The 18,515-nt window shown below is 57.2% G+C and carries 14 protein-coding genes; 7 read left to right on the top strand and 7 right to left on the bottom strand.

Annotation, left to right across the window (positions count from 1 at the left end; translation table 11 throughout):
- Positions 1-26 precede the first annotated feature (26 nt).
- Positions 27-2,345: a Fe(2+) transporter permease subunit FeoB gene (gene feoB / locus EKN83_RS16105; protein WP_045285983.1), complete on the top strand. Its 2,319-nt coding sequence runs from the start codon at positions 27-29 to the stop codon at positions 2,343-2,345.
- A gap of 10 nt (positions 2,346-2,355) precedes the next feature.
- Complete coding sequence (gene feoC / locus EKN83_RS16100; RefSeq protein WP_025758111.1) at positions 2,356-2,592, top strand: [Fe-S]-dependent transcriptional repressor FeoC; 237 nt, start codon at positions 2,356-2,358, stop codon at positions 2,590-2,592.
- Positions 2,593-2,625: 33 nt separating this feature from the next.
- Here feoC and EKN83_RS16095 read toward each other — a convergent pair whose 3' ends face one another.
- Both EKN83_RS16095 and bioH read right to left on the bottom strand, forming a co-directional pair.
- Positions 2,626-2,895 carry a YdgH/BhsA/McbA-like domain containing protein gene (locus EKN83_RS16095; protein WP_045285984.1) on the bottom strand — a complete coding sequence of 90 codons (270 nt, stop codon included), beginning with the start codon at positions 2,893-2,895 and terminating at the stop codon, positions 2,626-2,628.
- A gap of 111 nt (positions 2,896-3,006) precedes the next feature.
- Positions 3,007-3,780 carry a pimeloyl-ACP methyl ester esterase BioH gene (bioH, locus tag EKN83_RS16090; protein ID WP_126801280.1) on the bottom strand — a complete coding sequence of 258 codons (774 nt, stop codon included), beginning with the start codon at positions 3,778-3,780 and terminating at the stop codon, positions 3,007-3,009.
- A gap of 36 nt (positions 3,781-3,816) precedes the next feature.
- On the opposite strand from bioH, the gene gntX reads away from it, so the two are divergent.
- From gntX to gntT, 3 genes are all read left to right on the top strand, one after another.
- Complete coding sequence (gene gntX / locus EKN83_RS16085) at positions 3,817-4,500, top strand: DNA utilization protein GntX (protein WP_045285986.1); 684 nt, start codon at positions 3,817-3,819, stop codon at positions 4,498-4,500.
- A gap of 61 nt (positions 4,501-4,561) precedes the next feature.
- Positions 4,562-5,137 carry a Fe-S biogenesis protein NfuA gene (gene nfuA / locus EKN83_RS16080; protein WP_008503055.1) on the top strand — a complete coding sequence of 192 codons (576 nt, stop codon included), beginning with the start codon at positions 4,562-4,564 and terminating at the stop codon, positions 5,135-5,137.
- 394 nt (positions 5,138-5,531) lie between these two features.
- Positions 5,532-6,848 carry a gluconate transporter gene (gntT, locus tag EKN83_RS16075; protein ID WP_024907902.1) on the top strand — a complete coding sequence of 439 codons (1,317 nt, stop codon included), beginning with the start codon at positions 5,532-5,534 and terminating at the stop codon, positions 6,846-6,848.
- 86 nt (positions 6,849-6,934) lie between these two features.
- On the opposite strand, the gene malQ is transcribed toward gntT, so the two are convergent.
- Positions 6,935-9,016 (bottom strand): 4-alpha-glucanotransferase, encoded by a 2,082-nt coding sequence (gene malQ / locus EKN83_RS16070; RefSeq protein WP_088244401.1) that lies wholly within the window; start codon positions 9,014-9,016, stop codon positions 6,935-6,937.
- 9 nt (positions 9,017-9,025) lie between these two features.
- A complete protein-coding gene (malP, locus tag EKN83_RS16065; protein WP_126801279.1) occupies positions 9,026-11,419 on the bottom strand; it encodes a maltodextrin phosphorylase in 2,394 nt (797 codons plus the stop codon).
- 584 nt (positions 11,420-12,003) lie between these two features.
- Between malP and malT the strand changes: the two genes are divergently transcribed.
- Positions 12,004-14,709 carry an HTH-type transcriptional regulator MalT gene (malT, locus tag EKN83_RS16060; RefSeq protein ID WP_045285989.1) on the top strand — a complete coding sequence of 902 codons (2,706 nt, stop codon included), beginning with the start codon at positions 12,004-12,006 and terminating at the stop codon, positions 14,707-14,709.
- Between the two features lie 62 nt (positions 14,710-14,771).
- On the opposite strand, the gene EKN83_RS16055 is transcribed toward malT, so the two are convergent.
- Genes EKN83_RS16055 through glpE form a run of 3 tightly spaced genes read right to left on the bottom strand, consistent with a single transcriptional unit; the run spans position 14,772 to position 16,757 of the window.
- Positions 14,772-15,530 carry a DeoR/GlpR family transcriptional regulator gene (locus EKN83_RS16055; RefSeq protein WP_025758123.1) on the bottom strand — a complete coding sequence of 253 codons (759 nt, stop codon included), beginning with the start codon at positions 15,528-15,530 and terminating at the stop codon, positions 14,772-14,774.
- A gap of 16 nt (positions 15,531-15,546) precedes the next feature.
- The gene (gene glpG / locus EKN83_RS16050) at positions 15,547-16,377 is read right to left on the bottom strand and encodes a rhomboid family intramembrane serine protease GlpG (RefSeq protein ID WP_025758124.1); all 831 of its coding nucleotides are present in this window, start codon (positions 16,375-16,377) and stop codon (positions 15,547-15,549) included.
- 47 nt (positions 16,378-16,424) lie between these two features.
- The gene (gene glpE / locus EKN83_RS16045; protein WP_003861590.1) at positions 16,425-16,757 is read right to left on the bottom strand and encodes a thiosulfate sulfurtransferase GlpE; all 333 of its coding nucleotides are present in this window, start codon (positions 16,755-16,757) and stop codon (positions 16,425-16,427) included.
- A 188-nt stretch (positions 16,758-16,945) separates the two neighbouring features.
- Between glpE and glpD the strand changes: the two genes are divergently transcribed.
- Positions 16,946-18,454, top strand: a complete 1,509-nt coding sequence (gene glpD, locus EKN83_RS16040) for a glycerol-3-phosphate dehydrogenase (RefSeq protein ID WP_126801278.1) — start codon at positions 16,946-16,948, stop codon at positions 18,452-18,454.
- Positions 18,455-18,515: the final 61 nt, after the last annotated feature.

Genomic DNA, 18,515 nt, shown 5'->3' with positions numbered 1-18,515 from the left:
CCAGCGGTTTCAGTGAGTCTAAAAAAATGAAAAAGTTAACTATTGGCTTAATTGGCAATCCTAATTCCGGCAAGACGACGCTTTTTAACCAGCTGACAGGGGCCCGCCAGCGCGTGGGCAACTGGGCCGGGGTAACGGTTGAGCGTAAAGAGGGTCAGTTTACGACAACCGACAACCAGGTCACGCTGGTTGACCTTCCCGGCACCTACTCTTTAACCACCATTTCGTCACAAACCTCGCTCGATGAGCAAATTGCCTGTCACTATATTCTGGGCGGCGACGCGGACCTGCTGATCAACGTGGTTGATGCCTCCAATCTCGAGCGTAACCTTTATCTGACGCTGCAGCTGCTGGAGCTGGGGATCCCCTGCATCGTGGCGCTCAACATGCTCGACATTGCGGAGAAACAAAAGCTGCGCATCGACGTCGATGCCCTCTCCGCGCGCCTGGGTTGCCCGGTGGTTCCGCTGGTATCGACGCGCGCTCGCGGGATTGATTCCCTGAAGCTCGCCATCGATCGCCATGCGGGGAACCGCGACGTTGAACTGGTGCATTACGCGAAGCCCCTCCTGCGCGAAGCCCATATGCTGGCGCAGGAGATGGACAACAGTATGCCGGCGAAACAGCGGCTGTGGCTCGGCCTGCAGATGCTGGAAGGCGATATCTACAGCCGTGCTTACGCCGGACATGCGGCTGATAAACTCGACGTAACCATGGCGCGTCTGAGCGACGAACTGGATGACCCGGCGCTGCACATCGCCGATGCTCGTTACCAGGCCATCGCGTCGATCTGCGATGTGGTCAGTAATGCCCTCACGGCAGAACCCAGCCGCTTTACGGCGGCGGTGGATAAGGTTGTGCTTAACCGCTTCCTCGGCTTACCCATCTTCCTGCTGGTCATGTACGTGATGTTCCTGCTCGCCATTAACATTGGTGGCGCGCTCCAGCCGATTTTCGATGCCGGTTCCGTTGCGGTCTTCGTGCATGGAATTCAGTGGGTAGGCTACACCCTGCACTTCCCGGAATGGCTAACCATCTTCCTCGCACAGGGGATCGGCGGCGGTATCAACACCGTTCTGCCGCTGGTGCCGCAGATCGGCATGATGTACCTGTTCCTCTCGTTCCTGGAAGACTCCGGTTACATGGCGCGCGCCGCGTTCGTGATGGATCGCCTGATGCAGGCGCTGGGCCTGCCGGGTAAATCCTTCGTCCCGCTAATTGTCGGCTTTGGCTGTAACGTCCCGTCGGTGATGGGGGCGCGCACGCTTGATGCGCCCCGCGAACGTCTGATGACCATCATGATGGCGCCGTTCATGTCCTGCGGTGCCCGCCTGGCGATCTTTGCCGTCTTTGCCGCCGCCTTCTTTGGCCAGCAGGGCGCGCTGGCGGTCTTCTCCCTGTATGTGCTGGGCATCGTGATGGCGATCCTCACCGGCTTGATGCTGAAACACACCATCATGCGGGGTGAAGCCTCACCGTTTGTGATGGAGCTGCCGGTCTATCATGTGCCGCATCTGAAAAGCCTGGTGATCCAGACCTGGCAGCGCCTGAAAGGCTTTGTGCTGCGCGCCGGTAAGGTGATTGTCATCGTCAGTGTTTTCCTGAGCGCGCTGAACAGCTTCACCCTTAGCGGGCAGGCGGCAGATAATATCAATGACTCGGCCCTTGCCTCCGTCAGCCGCGTCATCACCCCGGTCTTCAAACCGATTGGCGTGCATGAGGATAACTGGCAGGCAACCGTCGGGCTGTTCACCGGTGCGATGGCGAAAGAGGTGGTTGTCGGCACCCTGAACACGCTCTACACCGCAGAGAACATTCAGGAGCAGGAATTTGATCCAGCAGCGTTTCATCTCGGCCATGAACTGCTGGGTGCCGTAGAGGAAACCTGGCAGAGCCTGAAAGATACCTTTAGCCTGAGCGTGCTGGCCAACCCGATTGAAGCCAGCAAAGGCGATGGTGAAATGGCGACGGGTGCCATGGGCGTGATGAGCGAGAAATTTGGCAGCGCCTCCGCGGCCTATAGCTACCTCATCTTTGTTCTGCTCTATATCCCGTGCATCTCGGTGATGGGGGCAATTGCCCGTGAGTCCAGCCGCGGCTGGATGGGCTTCTCCATCCTGTGGGGGTTAAACATCGCCTACTCGCTGGCAACGCTCTTCTATCAGACCGTTAACTTCAGCCAGCACCCGCGCTACAGCCTGGTCTGCATCCTCGCGGTGGTTCTGTTTAACGTCATCGTGCTCGGCCTGTTACGGCGCGCGCGCAGCCGCGTCGATATCGACCTGCTGGCGAAGCGTAAAACCGCCGCGACCTGCTGCAATAGCCCGGCGGGCGACTGTCACTAAGGAGCACCTCATGGCATCGTTGATTCAGGTTCGTGATCTGCTGGCGCTACAGGGACGGATGGAGGCCAGACAATTAAGCCTCACCCTGCATACGCCGCAGCCGATGATCGATGCCATGCTGGAAAGGCTTGAAGCGATGGGGAAAGCCGTGCGGATTCAGGAAGACGCGGAAGGTTGCCTCTCCGGCAGTTGTAAAAGCTGCCCGGAAGGTAAAGCCTGCCTCAGGGAGTGGTGGGCACTGCGATAATAAAGCCGGGCTGTGATGCCCGGCTTTATCGTATTACTTATAAACGTCCGCTGTTGCGCGTACGTTTTTAGTCTGTTTTTCAGCACTGGTGACAACGTAGTAGGTTCCACCCAGCTCATCCGCTTTTTTCGACAGTTCTGCTCTTGCGTCCATCGGCGCGGTGGTGTCAGACGTAGAAATCTCACCAATTTTGGTCAGATTCATTCCTGCAACTTTATCTTTTTCCAGCTCTTTTGCCGCAAAGGCGCCAAATGAAAGTGACCCAATAACCAGAGAAGTGACAATACCTGTAACAAGTTTCATAGCCTGACTCTCCATAGGATTGTTGTTTTGATTATCGTAGGCAGAACAACCGCAACGACAAATGGAGTATGGTTGCGGTGTGTTACTTTTTCCAGGCTGGATGGAAAATAATCAGTCGAAACGTTGACTTAACGCAATGAGCGCTGAACAAAATTCCGCCGGATGAGAGATAAACGGGGCGTGCGCGGCTTTGGCAATGACCTGCGACTCGCTCTCCGGCCACAGCGCATCCAGAAGCGGAACCACTTTACGCGGCACCAGGCCGTCAAGGTAGCCATAGATACGCAGGTGCGGCATGGCCAGCGCAGCCAGCGGCTCGCGCAGGTCGACCGTTTTCAGGATCTCCAGCCCGCCATTAAGCACCTCCACCTCCGGCATCGGCAGGGAAAGCACGGTCTGCTTCAGCGTTCTCGCATCCTGACGCGCGGTTTCTGTGCCCATCGTCTGCAGGGCGAGGAAGCGCTCGACGGTCCGCTGGAAATCTTCGCTCAGCTGTTGCTGGAAGCTCGCCAGCACGTCAGGTTTTATACCTGGCCACGCCTCTTGCGTGCTAAAGCAGGGCGACGAGGCCACGGTCACCAGCGCCTTCACGCGCTCGGGCTGCGACAGCGCAATCTGGCTTGCCACCAGCCCACCCAGGCTCCAGCCGAGCCAGATGGCGTTTTGCGGCGCAGCGTCCAGAACCTGCCGGGCCATCTCATCAAGCGACATCGCCCCAAAACCGCGGCTGCGGCCAAAACCGGGCAGATCCACCAGATGCAGGGTGAAATGCGAGGCAAGTTCCTCACTTATGCAATGCCATACTTCTGCATTCAGGCCCCATCCGTGCAGCAGCACAAGATGGCAATTTCCTGTTCCTGCAGTCTGCCACCACAGCGTCTTCATCAGTTACTGTTCTCTTTTTTCACATGGAGGTTGCACATGCTAACAGTGCCAGGCTTGTGCTGGCTATGCCAAATGCCGCTTGCGCTCAGCGGATGGGGTATCTGTTCTGTCTGCACGCGATCGTTCACAAGGCGTATCGCGACCTGCCCACAGTGCGGTTTACCGGCCACGAACCCCGCGCTTCCCTGCGGTCGGTGTCTGAAAAAAGCCCCGCCGTGGCACGCGCTGGTGGCCGTGGATGATTATGTTCCGCCGCTGAGCAGGCTTATTCATTCGCTGAAATTTTCCGGTCAAAGTTCGCTGGCCCAGCCCCTGGCCCGCCTGCTACTGCTGGCGGTTTTACAGGCACGGCGTCAGCGCGCCCTGCCGAAAATCGACAGGGTGGTAAACGTGCCCTTATACCAGCGTCGGCACTGGCGGCGCGGCTATAACCAGAGCGATCTGATCTGCCGCCCCCTCGCCCGCTGGCTTGGCTGTCGGTATGACGCCCGCGCACTTACGCGTGTTCATGCCACCGCCATCCAGCATCAGCTCAACGCCCGGCTTCGCAAAAGAAACCTCAAAAATGCCTTTCGCCTTGAATTGCCGGTCGACGGCCTCCATATCGCGATTGTGGATGATGTCGTCACCACAGGCAGTACCGTTGCTGAACTTTCCCGACTGCTTTTGCAAAGCGGCGCCGCGTCGGTTCAGGTATGGTGTCTGTGCCGTACCTTGTAGCCCTTCTTCAATGGGCGTATGATTATACCCAGGTAATTTAGTCAACTATTAGGCCAAAGCTATGATCCGTATTTCCGATTCTGCACAAGCGCACTTTGCCAAACTGCTGGCAAATCAGGAAGAAGGGACGCAGATCCGCGTGTTTGTGATTAATCCAGGCACTCCGAATGCAGAATGTGGTGTTTCTTATTGTCCGCCGGACGCGGTGGAAGCCACCGACACTGCCCTGAAATTTGAACAGCTCACCGCCTACGTTGATGAGCTGAGCGCACCGTATCTTGAAGATGCGGAGATCGACTTCGTCACCGACCAGCTGGGTTCTCAGCTGACCCTGAAAGCACCTAACGCGAAAATGCGTAAAGTCTCTGACGATGCCCCGCTGATGGAGCGCGTTGAGTATCTGCTGCAATCCCAGATCAACCCACAGCTGGCTGGCCACGGCGGTCGTGTCTCCCTGATGGAGATCACCGATGAAGGCTTCGCCATTCTGCAGTTTGGCGGCGGCTGTAACGGTTGTTCCATGGTGGATGTGACCCTGAAAGAAGGGATCGAGAAGCAGCTGCTGAACGAATTCCCGGAACTGAAAGGCGTGCGCGATCTGACTGAACACCAGCGCGGCGAGCACTCATACTACTGATTCTTTGCCCGCCCGTATTGCCCGGTGGCGCTGCGCTTACCGGGCCTACGAAAATAGTGAGGTCTGATGCCCTCACCCCGGCCCTCTCCCACGGGAGAGGGTGAAAACATTAAAAACGGTAACCTCGTGGTTACCGTTTTGCGTTTACCTCTCCCTCTATATGTTGACCTGCGTCTCATAATTCAAATTTAGCCTCCCAGGGTGATTCTCAATCTCGCCATGTTACCCGTATCATTCTCGTGGGCACTCAGCATCCTTATAACAGCCGACTAAACTTAATGGTTTCGAAGGCATCAGTATGAGTGCCGTTAACACTCTGTTCCCAGTTGGGACAATCGGAACTTGTCGTTGAAACAATGACGTTACCCATAACAATTCAAAGGCCAGGTAAATCATGCCATTAGTCATCGTTGCTATCGGTGTTGTGTTATTACTGCTCTTGATGATCCGTTTCAAAATGAACGGATTTATCGCTCTGGTTCTGGTGGCGCTTGCAGTCGGTCTGATGCAGGGGATGCCGCTGGTAAAAGTCATCAGCTCGATTAAAGCCGGCGTTGGCGGCACGCTCGGCAGCCTGGCGTTGATCATGGGCTTCGGCGCCATGCTCGGCAAAATGCTGGCGGACTGCGGGGGCGCCCAGCGTATTGCCACCACGCTTATCGACAAATTTGGTAAGAAGAACATCCAGTGGGCGGTGGTGTTAACCGGTTTTACCGTCGGTTTCGCGCTGTTCTATGAAGTGGGCTTCGTGCTGATGCTGCCGCTGGTGTTTACCATCGCGGCTGCGGCGAGCATCCCGCTGCTGTATGTCGGTGTGCCAATGGCTGCGGCGCTGTCCGTTACCCACGGCTTCCTGCCGCCGCACCCGGGTCCAACCGCTATTGCGACCATCTTCCACGCGGATATGGGTAAAACCCTGCTGTTCGGTACCATTCTGGCGATCCCGACCGTTATTCTGGCCGGTCCGGTCTATGCCCGCTTCCTGAAAGGCATTGATAAGCCGATTCCGGAAGGTCTGTACAGCGCGAAAACCTTCACCGAAGAAGAGATGCCTGGCTTTGGCGTCAGCGTCTGGACCTCTCTGGTACCGGTGATTCTGATGGCGATGCGCGCAGTGGCGGAGATGATCCTGCCAAAAGGTCATGCATTCCTGTCCGTGGCCGAATTCCTGGGTGACCCGGTGATGGCAACCCTGATTGCGGTCCTGATTGCGATGTTCACCTTCGGTCTGAACCGCGGCCGTTCAATGGATCAGATCAACGACACGCTGACCTCGTCCATCAAAATCATTGCCATGATGCTGCTGATCATTGGCGGTGGCGGTGCGTTCAAGCAGGTTCTGGTCGACAGCGGCGTGGACAAATACATCGCGGCCATGATGCATGAAACCAACGTGTCGCCGCTCCTGATGGCCTGGTCCATCGCCGCGGTTCTGCGTATTGCGCTGGGCTCTGCGACCGTTGCGGCGATCACCGCAGGCGGTATCGTTGCCCCGCTGATTGCGACCACGGGCGTGAGCCCTGAGCTGATGGTTATTGCCGTCGGTTCCGGTAGCGTGATTTTCTCTCACGTCAACGACCCGGGCTTCTGGCTGTTCAAGGAGTACTTCAACCTGACAATCGGTGAAACCATCAAGTCCTGGTCCGCGCTGGAAACCATTATTTCGGTGTGCGGTCTGGTCGGGGTGCTGCTGCTGAATATGGTGGTTTGATGTAAAAAAGCCGGGTGGCGCTGACGCTTACCCGGCCTACATTCCATTCCCTCTCCCCCAGGGAGAGGGTTAGGGTGAGGGTGGAACTACCGCTTCTTGCCCACCGCCCTTCTGCGCTTATCCAAATCCTTAATCAGCCTGTTCACCCCGTCATCGGCAAACATCTTCTCAAGCGTAGTGGAAAGCTTGCGACGCCAGTTCTTGTACTGATAGCTGGTGCCCGGGATATTGACCGGCTCCGCCATATCAATCCAGTCTTCCGGCTGCAGGCCCAGCAGGGCACTGTTGCTGTCGGCAATGTAACGCTGCAGACCACGGTTGAGCGTCGGGGTCATCGCCATCAGCGATGCCTTATGCCCGGCACGTTTCGGCAGACAGCCATGCTTATGCAGCGCATCCAGCAGGCCCTGCTTCGCCAGCTCGCGATCCTGATACAGGCCGCGAAGCACATCCTCATCCGGATAGAGACCCAGCGTTTTACCGAGCGTCAGATCGCCGCTTTCCCAATAGCCACGAAGCGTAGGAAGGTCATGCGTCGTCGCGACTGCCATTGACTGTTCAGGGTACGCTTTCGGCGCGCGGAAGGTTTTCTCATGGTCGTTTTCAAAATAGAGCACTTTATAGGAGTAAACGCCGCTATCGCGGAGTTTGCTGACAATTTCCACCGGTACGGTGCCAAGATCTTCGCCGATCACCATGCACTGGTGACGCTTGCTTTCCAGCGCCAGGATCGACAGCAGATCGTCAACCGGATACTGCACATAGGCCCCGTGATCCGCCGTTTCACCGTACGGGATCCACCACAGGCGCAGCACAGACATCACGTGGTCGATACGCAATGCCCCGCAGTTCTGCATGTTGGCGCGCAGCAGGTCGATAAACGGCTCGTACGCTCGCGCCGCCATCACGTGCGGATCCATCGGCGGCAGGCCCCAGTTCTGGCCGAGCGGGCCAAGGATATCCGGTGGCGCGCCGACGGAGGCTTTCAGGCAGTAGAGTTCACGGTCGCACCAGGTTTCCGCACCGCCCTCTGCGACGCCGACGGCCAGGTCACGATACAGGCCGATAGGCATCTTATAGCCCTGGCTCACCTGCCAGCAGGCGGCAAACTGGCTGTACGCCAGCCACTGCAGCCACAGGTAGAAGTCCACTTCATCCGCGTGTTTTTTACAGAAGGCTTTCACTTCCGGCGTGTCGACGGACTGATACGCTTCCGGCCACACCGGCCAGCCCCAGCGCATTTCGTCCTCTTTCACCTGATACGCGTGCAGCGCATCAAATGCTGCCTGCCAGTACAGGCTCTCGCCCTCCTGAGTGACAAACTGGCGGAAGGACGCCATCTGCTCGTCATCGCGCTGTGAAAAGCCTTTCCACGCCAGACGCAACGCGGCCATTTTCAGCGCCGTGACGGTAGAATAGTCCACCCAGTCCGCGTCACGCGCCTGCTTCAGCGCCTGCTGGGTGGTGCTGAGTTTCCACCACGCCTGCGCCTCCTGGCTGTTTTTGAAGTCGTCTAACGCATTAACATCAATATAAATCACGTTCAGCCAGCGGCGGGATGACGGGCTGTACGGGCTGGCGCTCTCCGGGTTGGCCGGATAAAGCGCATGGATCGGATTGAGGCCGATAAACGCGCCGCCGCGCTCCCCCACGGAGGCCAGCATTTTCTTCAGATCGCCAAAATCACCGATACCCCAGTTGCTCTCTGAACGCAGGGTGTAGAGCTGCACGCAGGCGCCCCACAGCTTTTTACCCTCAAGCAACGCCTGCGGCTCATAGCAGCGTTTTGGCGCGACGATCACCCGGCAATGGAAGCGCTGGTCATCCTGGGTGAGCGTTAAGGAGTGGTAACCCTCCGGCAGTTTTGCCGGAAGGTTAAGGGTCTTACCGCCGGTGGCGTGGCCTTTATGCTGCTGGCCGTCTTCGGTGGTGAGCAGCCAGGTAAACTCGCCGCGCCCCTCCACCGCCAGCGGCATCTTTTTCCCCGAGGTGAAAACCTTCACGTTCGGCACCGGTGCAGCCGACGCTTTCGCGTCGGTTTTGTGCATGGCATCCAGCAAACGTCTTTTGGTGTCGGCGCCAATAGACTGCGGTTTGCCGTGAGCATTAATGTAACTGAGGCTGATCCCCGCCGCCTGCGCGGCGCTGTCCAGACGTTTACTCTCCATCGCGCTTCCTTAGCGTTTTGCCTGCCAGATACGGGCCTGATAATCACGGATTGAGCGGTCAGAGCTGAACATACCGCAGCGGGCAGTGTTCAGAATGCACGCCCGGGTCCACGCTTCCTGGTCGCGATACAGCACGTCGACCTGTTTTTGCGCGTCCACATAGGCTGTGAAATCGGCCATCACCAGATACGGGTCACCGCCGTGTTTATCCATGCTGTGCAGCATCTGGTCAAACGCGTGCTTGTCGCCGTCGCTGTATTTACCGCTTTCCAGCTCTTTCAGTACCGCATCCAGCACTTTGTCTTTCTTGCGCCACTTCACCGGATCGTAGCCTTTGGCCTTAATGGCTTTCACCTCTTCCACGGTGTGGCCGAAAATAAAGATATTCTCTTCACCCACTTTCTCGGCGATTTCGACGTTGGCCCCGTCGAGCGTACCGACGGTCAGCGCGCCATTCAGCGCCAGCTTCATGTTGCCGGTGCCGGAGGCTTCTTTACCCGCAGTCGAGATCTGCTCGGAGATATCCGCCGCCGGGATCAGCATTTCAGCCGCAGAGACGCAGTAGTCCGGCAGGAACACCACCTTCAGCTTGTCGCCCACTTTCGGATCGTTGTTGATCGCCGCCGCCACTTTGTTGATGGCGAGGATGATGTTTTTCGCCAGATAGTAGCCCGGCGCCGCTTTCGCACCGAACAGGAACACGCGCGGTACGCGGTCGGCCTGCGGGTTCTCGCGGATCTCTTTGTACAGCGCCAGAATGTGCAGCAGGTTCAGGTGCTGGCGTTTGTACTCGTGCAGACGTTTGATCTGGATATCGAAAATGGCATGCGGGTTGATCTCAATCCCGGTACGCGCTTTAACAAACGCCGCCAGACGGACTTTGTTCTCCTGCTTGATGGCGCGGTACTGCTCGCGGAATTTTGCGTCGTCCGCATATTTTTCCAGATTGATGAGCTGGTCCAGATCGTTGGCCCACTCTTTCTTCAGGGTTTTGTCCAGCAGACCGGCCAGCAGCGGGTTGCACTGCTTGATCCAGCGACGCGGCGTAATGCCGTTGGTCACGTTATGGAATTTGGTCGGCCACAGCTGGTGGTATTCCGGGAAGAGGTCTTTCACCACCAGATCCGAGTGCAGCGCCGCCACGCCATTCACCGCGAAGCCGCTCACCACGCACATGTTCGCCATGCGAACCTGCTTATCGTGGACCACCGCCAGCTTCGCCCAGACCGCTTTGTTGCCCGGCCAGGTTTTATCCACCAGCGTTTTAAACTGGTCGTTAATCTTGTTGATGATCTGCATGTGACGCGGCAGGAGGTTTTTCACCAGCTTCTCATCCCAGCACTCCAGCGCTTCTGGCATAAGGGTGTGGTTGGTGTAAGCGAAGGTACGGCTGGCGATGGCCCAGGCGTCATCCCAGCTCAGCTGATGCTCGTCGATCAGCACGCGCAGCAGCTCAGGAATGGCAATGGTCGGGTGCGTGTCGTTGAGCTGAATCACTTCGAAGTCCGGCAGCTGCGCCAGCTTCCGGCCCGCCAGATGATGGCGGCGCAGAATGTCCGCCACAGAGCAGGCGCACTGGAAATACTGCTGCATCAGACGCAGTTTTTTACCCGCCAGGTGGTTGTCGTTCGGGTAGAGCACCTTGGTCAGCTTCTCGGCGTCGATGCCCTGCTGCTCGGCGCGCAGGAAATCGCCGTCGTTGAATTTGGTCAGGTTAAACGGATGCGCATGCTTCGCCTGCCACAGACGCAGCGGCTGCGCCACGCCGTTACGGTAGCCGAGTACAGGCAGGTCCCAGGCTTCACCGGTGATGGTGAACGCCGGTTCCCAGCGCCCCTGCTTCGTGACTTTCCCGCCAATCCCGACCTGCACATCCAGCTGCGCGTTATGGCGGAACCACGGGTAGGTGTTACGGTGCCAGTCGTCCGGCGCTTCCATCTGATGACCATCGGCAAATGACTGACGGAACAGACCGTACTGATAGTTCAGGCCATAGCCAATCGCCGACTGGCCGACGGTTGCCATGGAGTCCAGGAAACAGGCCGCCAGACGCCCCAGACCACCATTACCCAGCGCAGGGTCAATCTCTTCTTCCAGCAGGTCGGTCAGGTTAATGTCGTGCTCTTTCAGCACGTCCCCCACCTCCTGATACCAGCCGAGGTTCAACAGGTTGTTGCCCGTCAGACGGCCAATCAGGAACTCCATTGAGATGTAGTTGACATGGCGCTGACCTTTTACCGGTTTTGCCAGAGGTTGAGCATCCAGCTGCTCTGCGAGCGCACCGCTCACTGCCTGCCACCACTGGTGAGGCGTCATTTCGTTAGCAGCATGAAGGCCAAAACGCTGCCACTGACGCGTCAGGGCAGCCTGGAATTGAGCTTTGTTGAAGGTAGGCTGTGACATAGGGGATCGGCATCCTTTAGAAAGAAAACACAAGTTGGCGCTAGTGTGCCTGGCTCATTTCACCTCTTCCTCCTCCCGCGGGGGATTAGACAGGGAGGAGTAGCGGGGATGAGCAGAAAAGTGTGATCGAGGCCACTCTCAGAGCATAGTTCGAGTGTGCCCGGAAGAGGAAATCGTCACCGTGGAGAATGTCAAAGAAATGAAATGCGGTTTCGGCTGAAATTAAAACGCGCTGAAATGATTACTTACGTAGAATAATATTTCTGCAATCAGGTCATTACTAAGGAGATTATTAATCCCACTTAACTTTACACCGGGTATATTAAATTTTCCGTCACTATCCCTTTCTGAAACCAGTTTCAGCGCAGCCGCAGCACAGCCATACAAGCCAGCACTGACAAGGCATCAAAGCCCTTTCCAGAAAGTTCCGCCATCCGCCTGAATGTTTTGTGACAGAGTGCAAATTCAGAGCCACCAAATTCAGACATAACTTGCAATAGTTAACTTATTGGCCGACCTTATATCTATTAATTACGAAGCGCAAAAAAAATAAAATCTCTCGTCCCCACAGTGAAGTGAAACCTATGTTGATTCCGTCAAAATTAAGTCGCCCGGTTCGCCTTGACCATACCGTGGTCCGCGAGCGTCTGTTGGCTAAACTTTCCGGCGCACATAATTTCCGACTGGCGCTGGTTACGAGCCCTGCAGGTTATGGAAAAACAACGCTCATTTCGCAATGGGCAGCAGGTAAGAGCGATCTTGGCTGGTACTCCCTTGATGAGGGCGATAACCAGCAAGAGCGTTTTGCCAGCTATCTGATTGCCGCTATTCAGCAGGCAACCAATGGACACTGCGTCGCCAGCGAGGTGATGGTGCAAAAGCGCCAGTACGCCAGCCTGTCCTCCCTTTTCTCCCAGCTCTTTATCGAGCTGGCCGAATGGCATCGCCCGCTATACGTGGTGATTGATGATTACCACCTCATTACCAACCCGGTGATTCATGAATCGATGCGTTTCTTCCTGCGCCATCAGCCGGAAAACCTGACCTTAGTGGTGCTGTCACGCAATCTGCCACAGCTGGGGATTGCAAACCTGCGCGTGCGCGATCAGCTTCTCGAAGTGGGCAGCCAGCAGCTGGCCTTTACCCACCAGGAAGCAAAACAGTTCTTTGACTGCCGCCTGACGTCACCGATTGAGGCCGCCGAAAGCAGCCGCCTGTGCGACGACGTCGCCGGCTGGGCGACGGCGCTGCAGCTCATCGCCCTCTCTGCCCGACAAAACAACAGCCCGGCGCATCAGTCTGCGCGCCGCCTGGCGGGCATCAACGCCAGCCACCTTTCGGATTACCTCGTGGACGAAGTGCTGAACAGCGTTGATCCGGCGACCCGCAATTTCCTGCTGAAAAGCTCGCTGCTACGCTCCATGAACGATGCGTTAATTGTGCGCGTGACGGGGTGTGAAAACGGTCAGCTACAGCTTGAAGAGATTGAACGTCAGGGCCTGTTCCTGACCCGCATGGACGACCCCGGCGAGTGGTTTAGCTATCACCCGCTGTTTGGCAGTTTCCTGCGCCAGCGTTGCCAGTGGGAGCTGGCGGTTGAACTGCCTGAAATTCACCGCGCCGCCGCCGAAAGCTGGATGGCGCAGGGCTTCCCGAGCGAAGCCATTCACCACGCCCTGGCGGCGGGTGATGCCAGCATGCTGCGCGATATCCTTCTCAACCATGCGTGGGGCCTGTTTAACCACAGCGAACTGACGCTGCTGGAAGAGTCGCTTAAAGCCCTGCCTTGGGAAAGCCTGCTGGAGAACCCACGTCTGGTGCTGCTTCAGGCCTGGCTGATGCAAAGCCAGCATCGCTACAGCGAAGTGAACACCCTGCTGGCCCGCGCGGAGCAGGAGATGGAAAGCAACATGGATACGCCCCTGCACGGTGAATTTAACGCCCTGCGGGCCCAGGTAGCAATTAACGACGGCGACCCGGATGAGGCTGAGCGCCTGGCGATGGTTGCCCTGGATGAACTGCCGCTCGCTAACTTCTACAGCCGGATTGTTGCCACGTCGGTACACGGTGAAGTGCTGCACTGCAAAGGCGAGCTGACGCGCTCCCTGTCGCTGATGCAACAAACCGAGCAGATGGCGCGTCGCCATGATGTCTGGCATTACGCGCTGTGGAGCCTGATCCAGCAAAGCGAAATTTTGTTCGCGCAGGGGTTCCTGCAGGCCGCCTGGGAAAACCAGGAAAAAGCGTTCCAGCTGATTCGTGAACAGCATCTTGAACAACTGCCGATGCACGAGTTCCTGCTGCGTATTCGCGCTCAGCTCCTGTGGGCATGGTCGCGTCTGGATGAAGCCGAAAGCTGCGCCCGCCAGGGTGTGGATGTCCTCTCCAGCTTCCAGCCTCAGCAGCAGCTGCAGTGTCTGGCGCTGCTGGTGCAGTGCTCGCTGGCGCGCGGCGATCTCGATAACGCCCGCAACCATCTTAACCGCCTGGAAAACCTGCTCGGCAACGGTCAGTATCATAGCGACTGGGTTTCAAACGCCGATAAGGTCCGGGTGATTTACTGGCAGATGACCGGCGATAAAAAATCCGCCGCCAACTGGTTACGCCAGACGCCAAAACCGGAATTTGCCAATAACCACTTCCTGCAGAGCCAGTGGCGCAACATTGCCCGCGCGCAGATCCTGCTTGGTGAATTAGAGCCCGCAGAGATTGTGCTGGAGGAGTTGAACGAGAACGCGCGCAGCCTGCGTCTGATGAGCGACCTCAACCGCAACCTGCTCCTGCAAAACCAGCTCTACTGGCAGGCGGGCCGTAAAAACGATGCGCAGCGCGTGCTGCTGGAAGCGCTACAGCTGGCTAACCGCACCGGGTTTATCAGCCACTTTGTGATTGAAGGTGAAGTGATGGCGCAGCAGCTGCGTCAGCTGATTCAGCTCAATACGCTGCCGGAGCTGGATCAGCATCGCGCCCAACGCATTCTGCGCGAGATTAACCAGCATCATCGCCACAAGTTTGCCCATTTCGACGAGAACTTCGTTGAACGTCTGCTGAACCACCCGGAAGTGCCGGAACTGATCCGTACCAGCCCGCTGACTCAGCGCGAATGGCAGGTTCTGGGGCTGATCTATTCCGGTTACAGCAATGAGCAGATTGCCGGTGAGCTGGCGGTGGCGGCGACCACCATCAAAACGCATATCCGCAATCTGTATCAGAAGCTGGGTGTGGCGCATCGTCAGGATGCGGTGCAGCATGCGCAGCAATTGTTGAAGATGATGGGATACGGAGTGTAAGTCCTTTGCGGTCTGATGCCCTCACCCCGGCCCTCTCCCACAGGGAGAGGGAGAAAGGCTTCTCAACACAACTCTAACTGCAAATTATTATCTTTAATCACCTGCATAACGCCCGCCGGCGGCATCACGTCGGTATAGACCGCATCCACCATGCTGATGCTGCCCATGTTGACCATCGCGTTACGGCCAAACTTCGAGTGATCCACAACCAGCATCACGTGGCGTGAGTTTTCAATGATCGCCCGCTTGGTGCGTACTTCGTGGTAATCAAATTCCAGCAGCGAGCCGTCGCTGTCGATGCCGCTAATCCCGAGAATGCCGAAGTCGAGACGGAACTGAGAGATAAAATCGAGCGTCGCCTCGCCGATAATTCCGCCATCGCGGCTGCGCAGTTCACCGCCGGCGAGAATAATGCGGAAATCGTCTTTCTGCATCAGGGTATTGGCCACGTTCAGGTTGTTGGTAACGATGCGCAGGTTCTCGTGATCCAGCAGGGCATGGGCCACCGCTTCCGGCGTGGTGCCGATATCAATAAACAGCGTCGCCCCGTTGGGGATCTGGCTGGCCACTTTACGGGCAATGCGCTCTTTTTCTGCCGTTTGCGTGGCTTTGCGGTCGTGCCAGGAGGTGTTGACCGAGCTGGACGGCAGCGCCGCGCCGCCGTGGTGGCGCAGAATGCGGTTTTGATCGGCCAGGTCGTTCAGGTCACGACGGATGGTTTGTGGGCTGACGGCAAACTGCTCAACCAGCTCTTCGGTGCTGACGTATCCCTGTTTTTTTACCAGTTCGATAATGGCGTCATGGCGTTGTGTTTGTTTCATCAATTATCCCTGAGAATTATGTTCGTTTTCGCGCATGGAGCGTGTCGGCAAAGGCCATCGCCAGCCCAACGGCCAGCCCGGTGACGTGCGCACCATTGGCGATAGACATACCAAACAGATCAAACCATCCGGCAATAAGCCATATTAACGCAAAGGTTATTAATCCGCGCTGCAGATAGATGCCACTTTCAGGGTCACGCTCGCCCCTGAGCCAGACATAGCCCATCAGGGCATACACCACGCCGGAGAGCCCGCCAAACCACGGGCCGCTGAATTTGTGCTGCACGTAGCCGCTCAGCAGGGCGCTAATAATGGTGATAACGATCAGCTTCCCGCTGCCCAGACGCTTCTCCACGGCACCGCCGAGATACCACCACCAGAGCAGGTTAAAGAGGATATGCATCACCGAGAAGTGCATCAGCGCGTGGGTAAAGTAGCGCCAGACGTCAAAATCCAGAGACGGGTCATACGGCCACGCCAGGGCGATCATGACGCTCTGGTCGCCCACCACATTCATGATAATGAAGACGATAATGCAGGCCGCCATCAGCAGCAGCGTAAACGGGCCTGCGCGCTCGCGAATGGTGGCAAGAAAGGGAAAGCGGCTGTAGTGCAATCCGCTACCGGTCTGACCAGACTGCCAGCTTGCCGCCAGATAGCGCGGGTCGCCAGGGTTTTCCAGAAAACGCGCCAGCTCCTCGTTTACCCGCCCGGCCTGGCTCTCATCGGCCAGCCAGACGTCGGTCTGTGTATGTTGCTGGATGGTCAGAATAACGCCCTGCGTCGCCATATAGTCGACAAACGCCTGGGCGACGCGCGGGTTGGTAAAAGAGGTGATCATCAACATGGGCAGCGGTCGCTTATTTCCACACAAAAGGGGACAGTATAGCGGGATCAGCGCTCAAAAGCGTATTCCACTTCCGCCGGGAAATGGCGATGCCAGGCATCGAAGCCACCGTCGACGCTGTATACCGCCTCGTAACCCTGCTGAAGCAGATACTGCGCCGCGCCTTTACTGCTGTTGCCGTGGTAGCACATCACCATCACCGGCGTGTCGAAGTCGTTATCGCGCATAAAGGCGCCCAGCGTGTCGTTGGTGAGATGGAACGCGCCTGGCGTGTGGCCCATCGCAAAACTCTGCGGATCGCGGATGTCCACCAGCACCGCTTTTCCCTGGTGCATCTTCTGGTGGGCTTCTTCTACGTTAATACATTCAAACTGATCCATGGTGTTCTCTTTACAGTGGTCGGCGACATGATTTTACCGCGTAGTGTACGTCCTGGCGGCGGGTAAACGCCATTATGTTATCCATATCACTCTAAATTGTTTTTTTGATGTTACCAAAAGCGCGTTCCTTTGCTATTATGAGCGATATCGAACATTTATGAGCTTTAACGAAAGTGCGTGAGGGTGTTATGGAAACCAAAGATCTGATTGTGATAGGCGGTGGCATCAACGGTGCCGGTATTGCGGTCGATGCCGCAGGACGCGGCTTATCCGTACTGATGCTGGAAGCTAACGATCTCGCCTGTGCGACCTCGTCCGCCAGCTCCAAACTGATTCACGGTGGCCTGCGCTACCTGGAACACTACGAATTCCGCCTGGTCAGTGAAGCACTGGCTGAACGTGAAGTGCTGTTAAAAATGGCGCCGCATCTGGCGATTCCGATGCGCTTCCGCCTGCCCCATCGCCCGCATCTGCGTCCGGCGTGGATGATCCGAATCGGTCTGTTTATGTACGATCATCTGGGTAAACGCACCAGCCTGCCGGGTTCGACCGGTTTGCGTTTTGGCTCAGAATCGGTCCTTAAACCTGAAATCGTGCGCGGTTTCGAATATTCCGACTGCTGGGTAGACGATGCGCGCCTGGTGCTGGCCAATGCACAGATGGTCGAGAAGAAAGGCGGCGAGGTGAAAACCCGCACCCGTGCCACCGCCGCCCGCCGTGAAAACGGCCTGTGGATTGTCGAAGCGGAAGATATCGATACCGGCGAGAAATTCAGCTGGAAAGCGCGCGGCCTGGTGAACGCCACCGGTCCGTGGGTGAAACAGTTCTTTGACGACGGCATGCATCTGCCCTCCCCGTACGGCATTCGCCTGATCAAAGGCAGCCATATTGTGGTGCCGCGCGTGCATACCCAGAAACAGGCCTACATTCTGCAGAACGAAGACAAGCGCATCGTGTTCGTCATCCCGTGGATGGACGAATTCTCGATCATCGGCACCACCGACGTGGAGTACAAAGGCGATCCGAAAAACGTCGAGATCGACGAGAGTGAAGTTAACTACCTGCTGAAAGTGTATAACGCGCACTTTAAGAAACAGCTGTCGCGCGATGATGTGGTCTGGACTTACTCCGGCGTGCGTCCGCTGTGCGATGATGAATCGGATTCCCCGCAGGCCATCACCCGCGACTATACGCTTGATATTCACGACGTAGACGGTCAGGCGCCGCTGCTGTCGGTGTTTGGCGGTAAGCTCACTACCTACCGTAAGCTGGCCGAGCACGCGCTGGAAAAACTGGCGCCGTACTACAAAGGCATTGGCCCGGCATGGACCAAAGACGCGGTACTGCCCGGCGGTGATATTGGCGGCAACCGCGATGATTACGCCGTGAAGCTGCGTCGTCGCTTCCCGTTCATCACCGAGGGGATGGCACGCCACTATGCCCGCACCTACGGCAGCAACACCGAACTGCTCCTGGGTGACGCGAAAGCGCTTGCCGATCTGGGCGAACATTTCGGTCACGAGCTGTACGAAGCCGAGCTGCGTTATCTGGTCGAACACGAATGGGTTCGCCGTCTGGACGATGCCATCTGGCGTCGTACCAAAGAAGGGATGTGGCTTAACGCCGAACAGCAGTCCCGCGTGGCGCAGTGGTTGCTGCAGCATGCGGGGAAGCGTGAATTGTCGTTAGCGTCTTGATGTGTGCGGCCTGACCCCTCACCCCAGCCCTCTCCCCAGAGGGGAGAGGGTGTTCAAGTTC

The sequence above is a fragment of the Enterobacter sp. WCHEn090032 genome (assembly GCF_003986875.1).
In the GTDB taxonomy this organism is placed as follows: Bacteria; Pseudomonadota; Gammaproteobacteria; order Enterobacterales; family Enterobacteriaceae; genus Enterobacter; species Enterobacter sichuanensis.
Note: the sequence above shows the minus strand (reverse complement) of the source record. Positions and strands in the feature narration are given on the sequence as shown.